Origin of the sequence: Candidatus Tisiphia endosymbiont of Stenodema calcarata (genome assembly GCF_964030695.1) — a bacterium.
Lineage (GTDB): Bacteria > Pseudomonadota > Alphaproteobacteria > Rickettsiales > Rickettsiaceae > Tisiphia.
In genome coordinates this window covers 131150-146691 of record NZ_OZ034911.1, presented here as the reverse complement: position 1 = coordinate 146691, position 15542 = coordinate 131150, and the positions used below count along the sequence as shown (strand labels likewise).

The window sequence follows — 15542 nt, the reverse complement described above, 5'->3', positions numbered from 1 at the left end:
GCTTTACCCATAAATCCATGTCATATTGTTTACAATATTCAAACATGGCGATAGTATTAGGGTGATTTATTCCAAATTTTAATTTGTGGTTTACCAAAGAATTTATAATTATATAAATCTTTGTTTTTACAAGCTGCTTTTGCTCCTTTGTTATATAACTCACTTACTTGGACAACATTTTTACTTTTGTCCCCATAGAAATAGTGGTATATAGCATAAGCTTTTTTATAAGATTCTATACTTTCTTTAATGTTACCTTGAGCAAGTAAAATATCACCTTGTACTACATAACCTGCTGCTAAATCTGGATCTTCCAAATGATCTACATTCTTAGGATTTCTACGTTCATCTGCTAACAATATTGTTATAGCTTTATTAATATGATCTAAAGCAATATCTATTTTATTTAATCCCAGTTCACTTTTGGCCATTTGTATATAAATATAACCTAATGCCTCTTGGTTTACAGATTTATGCATATTATATACTTGTTGAGTTTGAACATAAGCTTCTTGATATTTGCCAATAGAGCTTAATATTGCTGCCCTAAGTAAATAATCTCTAGTAAAACCTAGATCATTAGGATCTAACGTCTTCCATACCTCGATGCCTTTATTGACGTATTCTAAAGCTTCATTATATTTGCCTTGAATAAAAAATATTCTAGCTTTCACATGATATAATATAAATATATCTCCTCCCTCTATCCTATGTTTAAATAGCTTCTCCATTTCGTTAATAATTTCTTCAGCAGTTTTTATATTACCTAAATATACATGAGTTAGAGCAATGTTTAAGCTACAGTTAAATTTAGAATAAATATAATCATAATCATCACCTAGGGTATCTAAAACTTTAAGTGCTTTAGTTAAATAAGAAATAGTTTTTTGATAATTTATCGATGTTACTCTATTGTAAAGTCCTACTCCTACTAAATATCTAGCGTAACAAAATTTCTGATAGGTAGACATTTGCCAAAATTTAAACTGTTCGTCTTGTTCTTTTTGCTCAAACCAGTTAACCATTTGCTTTGATTTGTATAGATTCCAAGCATTCATATATGAGGCAAACAATTGCAATCTTAAGTTAAGCATTAAATATATGTTAATATTATATTTTTCAGCATTTTGAAAAATAATCTCTAAATTTTCGGATATAGTATTAGTAGCTCTCCATACATGGGCAGAATGCACTCCTTTGAGTTTAGGTAATTTTAGAATAATATCCTCTAAACATATTCTATTGTTTTTATCTCCATTCATCTCCATTATTTTGTTGCTAACTACATCATTCATTTCAAAAATAGGATTATCCTGATTAGAATCAATATTGCTAATCAACATAAACTTAGATAATTGGTATATATCATCATCGAGAGTATCTTTGTTATCAGTAATTATAGTAAGTAATTGTTTTGAGAAACTTTGGTTATTTATCAAAGCTATTTTATTAAGTAACTTTACCGCACTAGGCTTTAATTCCTTTATAGCCATGCTGATATTTGTTGCTATTTTATCAGTTGATTGATAAATTTTCTTTTTATACTCTTCTTTATCTAGGTCTTTAATTTTATTTAGTAATTGGATTCCTTGAACTATAAGTATTGGATAACCACTAAAAGATTGCGTTAAAAATTCGATACTATTTTTATCTTTATTATCCAATAAAGTATTAGCCAAAGTTACGATAGTAGGTTTATCAAACAAGGTCATTAATATAACATTAGGTAATCTTTCGTTATTTTGAGAACAAAACACCACATTACCATTATGTTCCCAATCAATAAAGTCTTGCACTTTTTTATTTTCATTAACTTTTAAATTATCAAACACCAATAACCATTTACTAGTAGAAGTTAAATATGACATTACTTCTTTTTTGGCTAGAGTTACTGCTTCAGATATATTAGTTTGTTTGACCATATTGAGTTGTTGGACTAATTTAACAAATTGTTCATTAAGGTCTAGGTTACAATCAAACAACCAAATTAGATCATAATTATTTTTATTCTCATAAGTATACATCCTAATTAACTGAGTTTTACCTATACCACTAGTACCAACTATACTTGCTTGTCTATATTTACCTAAATGTTTCTCAAGCATTTTAATTTGTTGCTCATGATTGACAAAATAACTAACTGGAGTGATCAAATTAGATATTTGTGTATGGGCAAATGAATTATTGACTATAAATAACACCATAAGTGGCAATAAATATTTATTCATTTTTTTTCCTCGTTAAAGAAGCTAGTAGAATCACATTATTTTCTGTTTTTATTGGTTGTTGGTTACTTTTATTTTCCTGTCTTATGCTTGAATCATTTGGATAGATTTCTATAATATTGCTTTGGTTATAACTTATTTTATAGTTGAATCCATCAGCTCTTAATATATTAAATATTTGACTTAAATTAAGTAAAAAAGGGTTAGCATGCGTTTTGAAAAAATGATTTGATGTTTTGAGTAGCTCTTCTGCTGTCATTATAGGATAACCGTCATATTCAAAACGTAGCTCTATTTTTTGTTTTATATTATCGATAGTTAACCTAATATTGTGTTTGGTAGTAGAAGATTGTTTTTTTAACAAAAAAAATAGATAGTTAATAACACTATAAATGATTTGGTACAACGCTGCATTAGAAGCAAAATATAATATTTTTGCTTTGCTTAAAATTTCAATCGATATATTTTCGTCTTCCTGATTAAATCTATCAGTAAATAAGTCAACTAATTTACTGGCATTAATTTCTTCTATTTTATTTTCTTGATACAGAAGTATAGAGCAAGGTACTTTATCACCAAAGTTTTTTAACCTATAATCCTTGATCATATCTTCTTGATTGTTAGAACTCTTATCAAGCAAGGATATTTGATTAGCTTCCTGAGCAAATAAACAATTAATTTCTAAATCTTTTTGTTTATTGAAATCATTATTCCAAATTTTCCTCATTAAAGAGGTTTCGCAATTTTTTAATTCCTGCTGATAATTAAACTTAAGCTGTTCTAATTCTGTAGCATGTTTGTCTTGATAATGTAATGCATACGATTTATTGAAACTCTTAAATAAGCTTTTAAAGAGAAAATATAACAATAGAAGATTAGCAGTAATAAATGCTGTTAATATCCAAAATGGTCTTTTAATATCTGCTTTTACTTTATGCCAATATGTACTATTAATTGCCAAACTAATATTAAGTTGGTTAGAAGCGTTGATAGGATATATTTTATCTATTTGATAATTTTGAGTTTTGATATTTGAATAAAGAAATTTTTTATTAAGTTCTATCTTGTAATAAATGAATTCCGGAACATGCTTATTCAATAATGCTCCAAAATTAAAAAGATTATAGTTTATACATTTTTCTGCCTCATTACATATCTCAAGTTCACTACCATTACTATTGATTGTAACATTTTTTTCCTGAATATTGCTAGATAAATGATACGCTAGAGAAGAGATTTTATTCATACTTACTGCTAGTATTTTATTATACTGGTTTTGTAGAATTTGTGTTTTTTCCATTTCAACTTTAGCATTATAATATTTATACAATGAAGCTATGATTGTACTATAAACTATAAAAATTAAGATAAATATCTGGAATAAATTTTGCTTTAATTTATCTAAATATGGTGAATTTTGCTCCTTCATAACCCAATAAACTAATAGTTAGAGATTACATAAGGTTCTTTAGGCTATGTTGTATTTTTATCATCTTTGTTAATAACCACGTTGCATAGCGTAAATTACCTATCACTTAGTTATATATCATACTTTTTATGCTACACTAAGTTACTATTATATCAATAATTTTATTTTTTTTATTATAATAAATAATTGCTTTTAGATGGTAAAATTTAAATCAATAGTGATATTTTGGCTTAGGAACTAATTTGCTCAAAAATATTTACTACAGACCTTCAAATATGAATATCCGGTTACTACAGTTAAAAGTGCGGCAATCCATAAAGCTATTTGACCTATTAAATCCATATAAATTATACCTGAACCTTTAGAACCAAGAATTAACGCTGACAAAGCAAACATTTGGGTAAATGTTTTAATCTTAGCTAATCTAGACACAGGAATACTTACTTGAATTAAAGCTAGAAATTCACGTAGTCCAGCCACTAAAAATTCACGAGCTAAAATTAATAAGCACGGTATCTCTCCCGCTGCTCCTTTTTTTACCAACATTATAATTACACAACCTACTAATAATTTATCAGCTATTGGATCAAACATTTTACCAAACCCTGATACTAAATCAAATTTTCTAGCAAGATAACCGTCAAAAAAATCAGTAATACTAGCTATAATAAATAATAACGCTGCAATTCTATGAGCTAGTTTAGAGTTATCTAGATAAAAAGTCATTACAATAATTGGAATAACCACAATACGAGCTATCGTCAGATAATTTGGTATATTTTTGTCAATAGTCATTTATTATATATTTTTACTTCTTGATTTCTTGAGAAAATGACAACGACGGATTATGACCTAAATCCAAGAAAATAGGAACAAATTTTTATAGAATAACTTAAAAGAACTAACCTAGGTTGCCAGTCAAATCCACATCATCATTACGCGAATTTGGTAGGGTAATAGGGAAAGTAGCTAGGTCTAAAAAATGTCATTATTTAAATAATCCTTTTAATCCCTTTTCAATGGTAGATTTTACTTTGTTGGTAGGCTGCTCTTCATTAGTAGAATATCCCCTATCTTTATCATTTTGCACTTCTTCTCCTGTGGATTTTTTATCTTTGCCTACCCCAATAATATCTTTTAGTATGTCTTCAGGTTTTTTACCTTTCTTAACATCGTTAACCACGCTATTTACTAAATTCTTCACAAGATATTGCTGTAGTGCTTTAGTATCAAGTTTATGTTGTGGATTATTAAGATAGCCATAAAAACGAACTTTGAATGGTGGCATTAATTTTATATCGACAGTAATAACGCTATCCGTATCAAATGTATAGGCAGGAAGGTTAATATTGCCGGTAACTGCTACCTTTGACGAGGGGGCATCTAATGTACCATGTGTTATATTAACTATGCCTTCTGTTATTTCGGTATCTACAGCAAGTTTTTGAAATTTTGTTTCACCACTTGCAAAGAAACCATCGAGCATTTTTAAAATAGTTTGAAGGTCTTTAATGTTTTTAAGGCTATCTAATACTTTTTGTAGATCAAATCGACTAACTTTACCATTGGACGCCGTTAATGTTGTTTTACCAAATAAGTTACTTACATATTGCAATTGACTCTGACCTTTTGTTTTTAGATCGAGTACACAATTAACAACCCCTTGCGTAACTTTAATTTTACCTCCTTGTGGTACTATATTTTTTAACTCGGCATCCTTAATACTAGCTTTAAAGCTAACAGGTTGATTAACTTGAGAAGAAATTTTGCCAGTAGCGATTAAAGTGCCACCATATAAATTGCCATTTAAAGATTTTATATCCAGCACACCATTTGCTAATAACATAGTAGTTTTTATACTATCAAAAATCAGACTCCCTTTAATAATTTTTTGTATAGTTAAGGTTAAATCTCCATCAAACTTGTTTAAAAATGACAAATCTATCGTATCTTTAGACCAAGGCATAGAGTTGTCTACATTTTGCACCGAGTTAGTAGATCCACTATTAGGCGGGGCATCACTTAAATCATCTAAATTTAAGGAAGCTATTTTTATATCTGATAGAATCTTTGGTTTAGCAGATGTCAAATTTATATTTACTGCCCCACTAAAATTTACAGGGTTCTTTTTTAATGCAACAGTAAATTTATTTATGTTGATTTTTATAATTTCTGTCATATCTCCTTCGACTTGTGTTGAAAGAGAATAGCTACCAAGTATTTTATTAGGCGAACTAGTGGTTAATTGCCCTATAGTTTGACCTAAATTATCACCAAAACTCTCAATAGTAATAGCAGGTTTAATAACCTTATCTAAAGAGATAGTTCCTTTGACATTATTAGTAGTTTTTGCCAACATTATCATGCTATTAGTTTTAAAAAGATTTTGTTGCTTAATAGTCTCACCCTTTAGCAAAACATCGCCAAGATTAACAGGTAAAGTTTTACCAAACAAACTAGCAATGGTTGGTATATCACTAATTTTTAAATTATAAGAAATAACTAGGTCTTTATCCCAATCCTTAAGACCTATATTGCCTGTTAAATTAGCTTTATCAACAATTAGATTAATATTATTTAGCAATAAATTTTGATCTAAATATGCAAAGCCTGTGGCAAAAGAGAATGGCTTATCCAATAATTTAACGTTTAAATCTCCCTTATTATCTTCAAAATAAAAATTAGCATTACCTGTAGCTGATAGCTTACCTGCCGTAAAGTCAATACTACTTATTTTAAATGATTTCTTATCACTATTGATGTTAAAGGTTAGTTTGTGATCTAAATCGTGTAGGATAGGTATATCAGGAAAAATACTTTGCAGATTCTTAGCAGCTCCTTCCAGTTTGAGCTGTCCAGCAAAAGTCATATTGTCGTAAGCAAAGTCACCTGAGAGATTAACTTTTTCTTGCAGAACATTTAAATTCACTGTTAAAGCTATACTACCATGCTTCTCCTCTATATTACCTTTGATATCATAATGCTTTCCGGAAGAATAGAACTGGCAAGCTAAATCAGATGGTCCATGCAGGTTTTTAATTTCTAATCTATCGATATCTATTGTTGTTGGGGAAACACTATTACCTCTAGTACTACCGCTAAAATTAACATAATTTAGCTTAGCATCAACAATTTTAATTAAGTTTATATCTAACGAAAATTCTGCATTTTTATCATGCATTTTATCAGTTGAACTGTTACTAACATTGCTTTGTATTTTAGGAAATTCCCAAGAAGATACACCATCTCGCATCCGTTCTAAATTAAGTACTGGTTTATTAATTTCAATCTTTGAGATTTCTATATTTCCTCTAAATAGCGATAATATAGAAAGAGAAGCAGATACTTCCTTAACTTCCAATAGAGAAAGATAATGAGCATTAGGTAGAGAAGCAAGCTTTATATCTCTAACTGTAATAGTAGGAGTTGGTAATAAAGATAGGGTGATCTTACCATTGACTTGTAGCTCTCGACCAGTTATTTCTTTGACTTTATCAGTTGCTAGGCCTTTATATGATTCTAAGGAAATAAATAAAGGAATTATTAGCAATATAACGATTATTAAAATAAATAACCCAGCTGAATATTTGAGAAATTTTTGCACTACAATTCCCTTTTAATTATGTAAAGAATTCATTATAGCAGGTTATAACTTTTCCACTAATTAAAAAAAATATTAAAGATAGTACTTAGTGGAGATATTATAACCTGCTATGATAAAGTGCATTTTTGCATAATTAGAAATAAATATTTTATGGTCTCTACTAAACAACAAAACTATGAACTAAAATCATACTTATACGCCTTGGCTTACAAATACCAGCTGTACCTAGCTAGCCTTACGCTTATGTCCATTGGTGCTGCACTGTTTAATATGTTCGTTAATTATCAAATTAAAGAAATTATTGATACTATTGCCAAAGATCCAAAAATAGATGTTACCCTACTTCTTTGGTTGTTTGTATTATATAAAATGATGAATCACGGTACGTTTTTTATCGTTAGGCTTTTTGATATTAAATACAAGCCAGCGATGCTTGCAGAAATCATCGAAAGCACTTATGGCAAAACTATCAGACACTCTTTACATTGGTTTGATTCTCATTTATCAGGAGAAATTGCCAGTAAAATCACTGATTTTCAAGATGGTATTATAACCATAATTACTGTTCTCAATCGTTCTTTGGTACAGCTTACAACTGTGGTAAGTGGTATAATATTTTTATTCATGATGAATTATAAAATAGCAGGGGTTGTAATTGCTTTTCTTGTTGTGTATGTACCAATAATATCAGTTTTATTAAAAAAACAAGAGCAGCTGCAAGAAGAATATGTTAAGGCTCGACAAGAAGCGGTTGGCATTATCAATGACTCTGTTGCCAATATTTTTGGTATTAAAATTATTGGCAATGTTTGGACAGAGCTGAAATTAAAACTCCTTCCTGCCATTGATAAATGGAAAGGCTGGGATAGAAAAACTAGGCAGTATGATGCTTATTATGTAGATTTGATCGATTCCATATTACTTACTATACTAGCAGCAGCCCAAATATGGCTGTTGGCATATTTATACAAAACTGAACAAATCACAGCTGGTGAATTTGCAGTTACTATAGCTATTACTTTTAACATTGAGTGGGCGATTGATCAGTTATTAGACAGTATAATATTTTCCATAAATCCTAAGATTGCTGCCATTAAATCTTCATTTAACTTTATTCATACTATCTCAGATGTTACTGATGCAGAAAATGCTAAGTTGCTTCCTCGTGTCAAAGGTGATATTAAATATCAAGACGTAACCTTCCGTTATAGTAGTGGAAGTACTATATTTGACAATCTTACATTACACATCAAACCTGGAGAAAGGATCGGTATAGTTGGCACATCAGGTGCTGGAAAAACTACTTTAATTAAATGTTTGCTTAGATATTTCAATTTACAAAGCGGATATATTTTTGTAGATGGATATGATATTTCACAGGTAACGGAGGAGTCGCTAAGAAGCAATATTTCAGTAATCCCTCAAGATATTACGATGTTTCATCGTTCTATTCTAGAGAATCTGCAGCTAGCTAAATATGATGCTACTTTACAAGAGATTGAAGAAGCTTGTAAAAAAGCTAAAATACATGATGATATTCTACAAATGCCTAATGGTTATCATTCGGTGGTTGGCGAACGAGGTGTAAAAGTAAGTGGCGGACAACGGCAACGTATTGCAATCGCTAGGGCTATTCTAAAAAATGCACCCATCCTTATTTTAGATGAAGCAACATCGGCACTTGACTCACCAACTGAAGCCTTAATTCAAAAATCTATAAATGAAGTTTTGGAAACTACTAATGCTACAACTATTGTCATTGCTCACCGTTTATCAACACTTCTGCATATGGATCGTATTTTAGTATTCGAACGTGGCAAAATTGTAGAAGATGGCACTCATACTATGTTAATTACTAAAGGAGGAATCTACAAAACTTTGTGGGATGCACAAGTTGGAGGATTTCTGCCAGATGATAAAAATAAGAAAGCATGAAAATATAGAGTAACAAGTATATACTCAAATCATTTGGATATATTGTAAAACTTTTGTGTTTCAAGGGAACAAATACTATTTGGAATAATTTTATGCCAAATAGTATCTGCAGGTTTTGTGGTAGAAATACAAAATATACCTGAAATAAATGCACGATAACCGTAGGCATTATCAGGTAATATTGATATACTTTTTGGCATTAGAACCATCGTTTTTTTAAATCCTAATGCATTGTTTGTATTTGGAATTAATAAATTTGATTTTACAGGAATTTCTTTCAATAACACCCCAGAAGGGAAAGGAGTTCTTAGTAGTAATGTACCAACATGTGGTATTTGTCCTTTTATTTTTAAATCATAATTTTCATCAGAATCATTAACTAATTGTGTAATAAGATGTGTATAAGGGAAATCTTTTTCTTTACACTCTTTAAAGTCTTCAACATATATTGTACCAATAATATTTTTCTCTTCTTTCCCATGAGTAGCAATTACATTTGCAACTAACATATAGAGTCGTTCTACTAGTTTTTCTTCATCTGCTTCTCCTAATTGTATTAATTTTTTCCTAGCAATCTCCCTAGACCACATCAAGTCAGGAATGTCATCTATAGAGTCAGGAAAACCTGTACTTTGCATGTCATACTTATATACAAAGAACCAAAAAGCCTCTGCAGCAAGTTGTTCTATCAACATAGTGTTAATAATCATATTATTTCTCTATATTTGTTTATCAGAACCTTTTTACTTATGTTATAGACTTAACATAGATAGTGCAAGAAGAAAATATCAATAGTAGAAAAAACAAATACAGCTACGTATTTGACTCATAGTTAATAAATCAACTTAATTTGTCCTATAGTTCCTAATATAATTCGCTCCTTCTAGGAAACAAATCACTCAATCCTGTTTCTTCCATTATGAACTTGATCGTAGAGCGTATCAAGTGTGAGTTCCTAAGAAACTTATTATTAATCAATTCTTAAAAACATAACAATTGTTATTGTATTCCTATTCATTATTTTTTATAGTCTACATAGTTTAGCGGATCAACAGCTATCTTTCCCTCGCGAATAGCAAAATGTAGCTGAGGATATTTAGCATCTCCAGTACTCCCTACATGTCCTATTATCTTGCCTTGTGAAATTCTTGCTCCTTTTTGAACAAGTAGGTCTTGCAAATGAGCATAAGCAACATAAAGGTCGCTATTATCTAACTTTATTATTAATAAGTTACCAAACTTTGTATCATTACCTGCAAACACTACTTGACCTGTTGCAATAGATTCTACAGCAGTTCCTTCGTCTGCAGCAATATTAATTCCTTTGCTTTTTCCTCTAGATGTTTGTTCACCAAATTTGATAATAATTTTACCTTCAATTGGTTTGATAAATTTTGCTGTATTAGTTTGAACAGTATTTTTCGTTTTTTTTACAAGACTTTCTTGATTTTTTTTATTTAATAACTCAGTACTAATCCTTATTGTGATAATTTGGGATTCGTTAAGATGATATGGTGCAGAGATGTTATTTAGTTCAGCTAATTCTTCAACCTGCTGACCATAATCATTTGCTATTGATACTAATGTTTCTCCTTGTTGTACCTCATGGTAGATTAGCTTACTATCATTTGGTTTCACTTTTGGAACTATTATTACGTCGTCTCGATTTTCAGTTTCTATGGCATTACGATCTTTTAAGAAACCAGTTGGAGCGTCAAAATCTTTTTCTTTCTCATCAATTTCTCTGCTTATTATTTCATCTTCATCGCTTTCTAATATGTTCTTATTTTCGGAATATGCTGTAGTTGGTGAATTGATGGTTGTAGACTTTTTAGTAAAATCCTTTCCATGATTATACTCAATAGGGGCTGGAGGTTGTGTGCTACATCCAGAAATCAAAAAGACTATAAAATAGACAAAAACTATATTACTCTTCATAACTTACCAAAAAATTTGCAATTTTATTATGCAATAAACTAACTTTAATATAGAATCAAGTCTAGTATTTTTTTATCAAAATTAAGTAATTATGAAAACTTACGATCTTATAATAGCCAGTGATCACTCCGGATTTCTACTCAAGAGCAAAATTATCAGTTATTTACACGATAAAAATATATCTATTCTTGATTGTGGTACTTACAATCAAGAAATAGTGGATTATCCAGATTATTCTAAAAAAGTTGTTGATGGGATTTTAGAAAATGTAGCTCCTTTAGGAATTTTAATTTGTGGAACTGGCATAGGTATGTCAATTGCCGCAAATCGTACGTCTGAAATAAGGGCAGCTTTATGTTTTGACTTATTTATGGCAGAAAGATCAAGGGCTCATAATGATGCTAATATAATAGTGTTAGGAGCTAAAATACCCAATGAGGAACTAGCTTGTAAAATGATCGATAAATTTTTAACGACTAAATTTGAAAGTGGAAGACATAGTGCTAGATTAGCAAAAATAAACTAATTTGCTGTTGCTTTCATTATCAAACAGCCCACATTATTATTTTGTTCATCAGAGATGTCCAATGCCGTTCTACAATGATAATTAGTAGCCTTAATGTTTATACCACGCATAATTAATAGTTTTGCTATATAGTAATTATTAGTTTCTGCAGCTTCATGTAAAAGAGTATAATTATCATTCCCCCTTCTTTGGATGATTGGATAATTATCCAAAAGAACCCTAAGAACAAATAAATTATTTTTTCTAACTGCCTCAAATGCTCTATCCGTTGCATCACTTACTATAGTAGTATGGAAATCACTATCATAATTATCAATAAAATTATCTATCATCTTTCTTTGCTGCTTTCTATTGTCACTATCATAAATTTTCTTAAACATTTGAATAAATGAATACATATCCATTTGCTCTAATCTTGCCTCTTCTGTAAGCTCTCCCAATACTACATCATCATTTGGTAAAAGTAACATTTGTGTTTCATCTTGTACAAATTCAGTTATTTTAGGCGATGTTTCTTTGATGGTGCTAGCTTTATCTTTTGTAATTGCAGATTGATGAGGTTGATACTTATTTACTTCTTGCACTTCTTTGATTACATTCCTATCTCTCTCTATGGTATCTTTCTCTAGGGCAGTTTTACTAGAGTCATCTAGTTGCTTATCCTTTTTTACAAATACTGGGATAAGAGTTTGAGGCTTAGTCACTTTAGATTCAGTATTTTCCTTAGGTGATACTATTGGTACGATAGGAGCAGTTACTTGCGGTGAAGCAGGCTTTTTTTCTTGCGAAGAAGGCAATATATCTAGATTAGGAGCAACCACTTCTTTATTATCTTCATTACTTGACTGCTGCAATATTACTGGATCTTTCTCTTTATCAGGTATAGTTACAGAAGGTACAGTAGCTTGTGGCTCAGACTTATTACTACTCGGAATATCTATTTGAGGTTTAGACTGAGCAGATGAATCAAGTGGCTTAATAGGTACAGCATCTTTAACCTCAGTTGTTGGAAAAGTAGGAGAATCTTTGTTGGTATTACTGTCATTCTTACTAGGTGTATCTAAATCAATTTTTTGGTACAGATGTTTATCTAATTGATCCAATTCTTTTGTATTTTCTAAGGTTGGTAATTTATTATTCCCTAAATCAATGAAGGAATCTGTTTCACCTTCTTCATTATTAGTATCTTGTGGTGTGGATGATGGTTTGCTTGATCCTGATACTTCATTATCAATTTTCTTAGAATGCATAAATTGCTGTATTTTTTCCAGCAAAGAACCTGCCTCTTCTTTCTGTTGATTCATTTTATCACTTTCTAATTGTGGCAATGCTGGGGGAAGAGGTGGTGGAGCAGCATCAGCCTTATCCATAAACAAAAAGATAGTTATTAGGACTATAAAAAATTTGTTACCTAAGATAATTTCCTTACTCTCCATGTTAAAGTACATTTATAATTATTCTCACGTTAAATTTATTATACTAGGTTCTTATATCTTTAAATCATGATATAAGAACCTAAGTAATCAAAAACGATAAATAGCCTAAGTAACATCCCCACAACTGTTGAAAGTTAAAAGATCGTCTATTAGCGAGGAGACCGTAGGTCGACGAAGCAATCTATATGACAAGCTTTATGGATTGCCACGCTCACGTACGTTCGCTCGCAATGACGATCTTTTAACTTTCAACAGTTATGTTGGCAATGCCTACGCGGGAATGACACCGAAGGTGTATTAAGAACTCTATCCCCTATTTATCAAATATAGCCCGACTTTTAAATTACCCTGTTAAAATAAGACTAACACAAATGATATCCTCCACTAAGTCATTTTTTATCATTTGGTATTAATTTTTGAATTTCTTTTTCTACCAACTGTTTTACTAATAAAGGTAAGTTTTTATTTAACCATTGACTCAATTGTGGTCGTAACATTTCAATAATTATATCCTCTAATGTTTTGACCGTAGGGTTCGAAGCATTTGTACTAATCTCCTGAGCTGTTTTAGAGAAATGCTGGAAAATCTTAGTAGTTTCTGCTGCAGATTTATCGGATACCAAGGATGTCTGCAATAGTTCCTCTTCTAGTTCACTATGCCTATTATTTTCTAACTTATTTGCCTCATCCCCTACTATATTTGTCAATTCTAGTATTTCATCATCGTTAGATTGATTACTATAGTCAATTGAGGAGAGGTCGGTAGCGTTGTCTTCGATCGCTCGCCTATTGCATATAGGCGTCGCTCCATCTCTCTTGCTACCCAATCCTGCTGAATTGACTATACCACGACTATCAATCATTCCTTTAATTGATTTCAATATCTCTTCAACTGACATATCTTGGTTTTTTTTATGATCTTTACTCATTAAAAACCTATAATAAGTTTCTTCTTGAGTCCTTTAAACTCATCTTCAGGAATAAAATATTTAACTTTCAATTTTAAGCTTTTTGCTGTCAATTCCCCAATTAAAGATTTCATTTGGTAAGCTGCTAAAATAGAGTCTCTGTGTGCATCAACTTTTGACACCCTAGCACTATGTAATTTTTCTTCAGCAGTTAAAACGTCTAAGATTGTTTTAGAACCAACAATTTCTTCTTGTATTGTCCCATCGTAAGCTATTTGAGCAGCTTCTACACCTTGTGATGTGGCAATAATTTTAGACTTTGCTGCTTCAAATCCTTCCCAACTACCAATAGCACTTGCCCGAATTTGTTTTATTGTATCATCAAGTTGAATAGCTGCACTCCTAGTACTATTTTTAGCTTTCCTAATTCTTGAATATTCGCTACCCCCGTGAGAATAAATAGGTATATTAACTGATAATGTAGATGTAGTACTTCTATTATTGGTATTATATAGGCTTTCTGGAGTGTAATGGGTTTTACCAGATTGAACTTTAAAGCTTACCTTGGGTAAAAGTTCAGCTTTTGCTGCCAGTTCACTAGCTTTATAACTTTTAACACTATGTCTTGTACTATCTATGTTAGGATTAACATTTATCGCTCTTTGCATTAAATCCTCTAATGAAGTAGGTAAGTTATCAGGTATAGGAGGCATATCAATATCACTTGCTTCTATACCGAACATTCGAATAAAGCTTGCTTTTGTTGCTTGATAATTAGCATATGCTGTTAACTTCTCAGTTTCAGCTTTTGCAAGACCAGCTTTGGCACTAGCTAAATCTATTGATGTTGCCTCACCTAATTTTAGTTTTTCTTCAATGGTTTCTAATTGCTGTTTGTTAGCTTTTACACTAATTTCAGAAATCTCATATTTTTCTTTTGTTTCATAACAATCGAGATAAGTTTTTATTAGGTTAAGAAGAATTTTTTGTTCTTCTGCATAATATTTAGCACGTGATGCTCTAAAAGCTGATTGGGCGGCTTTCAAAGTTGCAACACTACTCCCACCACTAAATATAGGCTGCTCTATTACTAAAGCTCCCTGTTGTGATTTTAGTTCTTTTTTAGTAGAAGTAGCATATTGACTATTCGGTTTATTCGTATTAATAGCAGAATCAATATTATAAGACGCACTGGGCATAAAACCTGAGAAAGCTGCAGAGAACTGTTCAATTTCATTTAAAAAAATCTGCCTATTGATTTGTAACTCACCATTATTATTATACGCACTAGTTAGAGCATCAGATAAGTTAACAGCATAAACTGAATAGTTTAGTAAAATGATAACGGCGAAGTATAGGAATTTATGCATAATTGGTTTTCTAAAAATATGTTTATGTTAAAAAATTTTGCTAGCTTATGCAAGAAGTTAAAGGTATTCTTGATCTAAAACTTGATTTGTTGTGATAAAGCTAGCACGTATAGCTAAAAAATATTTAATCAGATCAAATCAAGTAGCTATAACATATCAAAAACTAACTGT

11 protein-coding genes are annotated in these 15542 nt (G+C 30.6%); 2 read left to right on the top strand and 9 right to left on the bottom strand.

What is annotated here, in order from left to right; genetic code table 11:
- Nucleotides 1-56: 56 nt before the first annotated feature.
- The 4 genes from ACQH1W_RS00735 to ACQH1W_RS00720 all read right to left on the bottom strand — a co-directional run bounded on the left by ACQH1W_RS00735 (nt 57) and on the right by ACQH1W_RS00720 (nt 7258).
- A complete protein-coding gene (locus tag ACQH1W_RS00735; RefSeq protein ID WP_425361065.1) occupies nt 57-2228 on the bottom strand; it encodes a tetratricopeptide repeat protein in 2172 nt (723 codons plus the stop codon).
- On the bottom strand, nt 2221-3654 hold the full coding sequence (locus tag ACQH1W_RS00730; RefSeq protein WP_341762527.1) for a hypothetical protein: 1434 nt from the start codon (nt 3652-3654) through the stop codon (nt 2221-2223). Before ACQH1W_RS00730 ends, ACQH1W_RS00735 begins: the two co-directional genes overlap by 8 nt.
- Before the next feature lie 246 nt (nt 3655-3900).
- Nucleotides 3901-4449 carry a CDP-diacylglycerol--glycerol-3-phosphate 3-phosphatidyltransferase gene (gene pgsA / locus ACQH1W_RS00725; protein ID WP_375332507.1) on the bottom strand — a complete coding sequence of 183 codons (549 nt, stop codon included), beginning with the start codon at nt 4447-4449 and terminating at the stop codon, nt 3901-3903.
- A gap of 193 nt (nt 4450-4642) precedes the next feature.
- Nucleotides 4643-7258, bottom strand: coding sequence for an AsmA family protein (locus tag ACQH1W_RS00720; RefSeq protein WP_375332508.1), 2616 nt, complete (start codon nt 7256-7258; stop codon nt 4643-4645).
- A 150-nt stretch (nt 7259-7408) separates the two neighbouring features.
- Between ACQH1W_RS00720 and ACQH1W_RS00715 the strand changes: the two genes are divergently transcribed.
- Nucleotides 7409-9193: an ABC transporter ATP-binding protein gene (locus ACQH1W_RS00715; RefSeq protein ID WP_425361064.1), complete on the top strand. Its 1785-nt coding sequence runs from the start codon at nt 7409-7411 to the stop codon at nt 9191-9193.
- 29 nt (nt 9194-9222) lie between these two features.
- On the opposite strand, the gene ACQH1W_RS00710 is transcribed toward ACQH1W_RS00715, so the two are convergent.
- Entirely contained in the window at nt 9223-9903 is a 681-nt protein-coding gene (locus ACQH1W_RS00710; RefSeq protein WP_341747327.1) for a hypothetical protein, read from the bottom strand.
- Between the two features lie 307 nt (nt 9904-10210).
- Nucleotides 10211-11131 carry a murein hydrolase activator EnvC family protein gene (locus tag ACQH1W_RS00705; RefSeq protein WP_375332510.1) on the bottom strand — a complete coding sequence of 307 codons (921 nt, stop codon included), beginning with the start codon at nt 11129-11131 and terminating at the stop codon, nt 10211-10213.
- A gap of 91 nt (nt 11132-11222) precedes the next feature.
- On the opposite strand from ACQH1W_RS00705, the gene rpiB reads away from it, so the two are divergent.
- Nucleotides 11223-11657 (top strand): ribose 5-phosphate isomerase B, encoded by a 435-nt coding sequence (gene rpiB / locus ACQH1W_RS00700; RefSeq protein ID WP_425361063.1) that lies wholly within the window; start codon nt 11223-11225, stop codon nt 11655-11657.
- Here rpiB and ACQH1W_RS00695 read toward each other — a convergent pair.
- The 3 genes from ACQH1W_RS00695 to ACQH1W_RS00685 all read right to left on the bottom strand — a co-directional run bounded on the left by ACQH1W_RS00695 (nt 11654) and on the right by ACQH1W_RS00685 (nt 15371).
- Complete coding sequence (locus ACQH1W_RS00695) at nt 11654-13105, bottom strand: ankyrin repeat domain-containing protein (RefSeq protein WP_425361062.1); 1452 nt, start codon at nt 13103-13105, stop codon at nt 11654-11656. The two genes, rpiB and ACQH1W_RS00695, sit on opposite strands and share 4 nt — an antisense overlap.
- A 377-nt stretch (nt 13106-13482) precedes the next feature.
- Nucleotides 13483-14022, bottom strand: coding sequence for a DUF2497 domain-containing protein (locus tag ACQH1W_RS00690; RefSeq protein ID WP_375332512.1), 540 nt, complete (start codon nt 14020-14022; stop codon nt 13483-13485).
- Complete coding sequence (locus ACQH1W_RS00685; RefSeq protein WP_375332513.1) at nt 14022-15371, bottom strand: TolC family outer membrane protein; 1350 nt, start codon at nt 15369-15371, stop codon at nt 14022-14024. Before ACQH1W_RS00685 ends, ACQH1W_RS00690 begins: the two co-directional genes overlap by 1 nt.
- Between the last annotated feature and the right edge of the window lie 171 nt (nt 15372-15542).

Bases quoted from the DNA above. Each gene is read 5' to 3' on its own strand.
- ACQH1W_RS00735 (WP_425361065.1), bottom strand. From the start codon at position 2,228: ATGAATAAATATTTATTGCCACTTATGGTGTTATTTATAGTCAATAAT.
- rpiB (WP_425361063.1), top strand. From the start codon at position 11,223: ATGAAAACTTACGATCTTATAATAGCCAGTGATCACTCCGGATTTCTA.
- pgsA (WP_375332507.1), bottom strand. From the start codon at position 4,449: ATGACTATTGACAAAAATATACCAAATTATCTGACGATAGCTCGTATT.
- ACQH1W_RS00705 (WP_375332510.1), bottom strand. From the start codon at position 11,131: ATGAAGAGTAATATAGTTTTTGTCTATTTTATAGTCTTTTTGATTTCT.
- ACQH1W_RS00690 (WP_375332512.1), bottom strand. From the start codon at position 14,022: ATGAGTAAAGATCATAAAAAAAACCAAGATATGTCAGTTGAAGAGATA.
- ACQH1W_RS00730 (WP_341762527.1), bottom strand. From the start codon at position 3,654: ATGAAGGAGCAAAATTCACCATATTTAGATAAATTAAAGCAAAATTTA.
- ACQH1W_RS00710 (WP_341747327.1), bottom strand. From the start codon at position 9,903: ATGATTATTAACACTATGTTGATAGAACAACTTGCTGCAGAGGCTTTT.
- ACQH1W_RS00715 (WP_425361064.1), top strand. From the start codon at position 7,409: ATGGTCTCTACTAAACAACAAAACTATGAACTAAAATCATACTTATAC.
- ACQH1W_RS00695 (WP_425361062.1), bottom strand. From the start codon at position 13,105: ATGTACTTTAACATGGAGAGTAAGGAAATTATCTTAGGTAACAAATTT.
- ACQH1W_RS00685 (WP_375332513.1), bottom strand. From the start codon at position 15,371: ATGCATAAATTCCTATACTTCGCCGTTATCATTTTACTAAACTATTCA.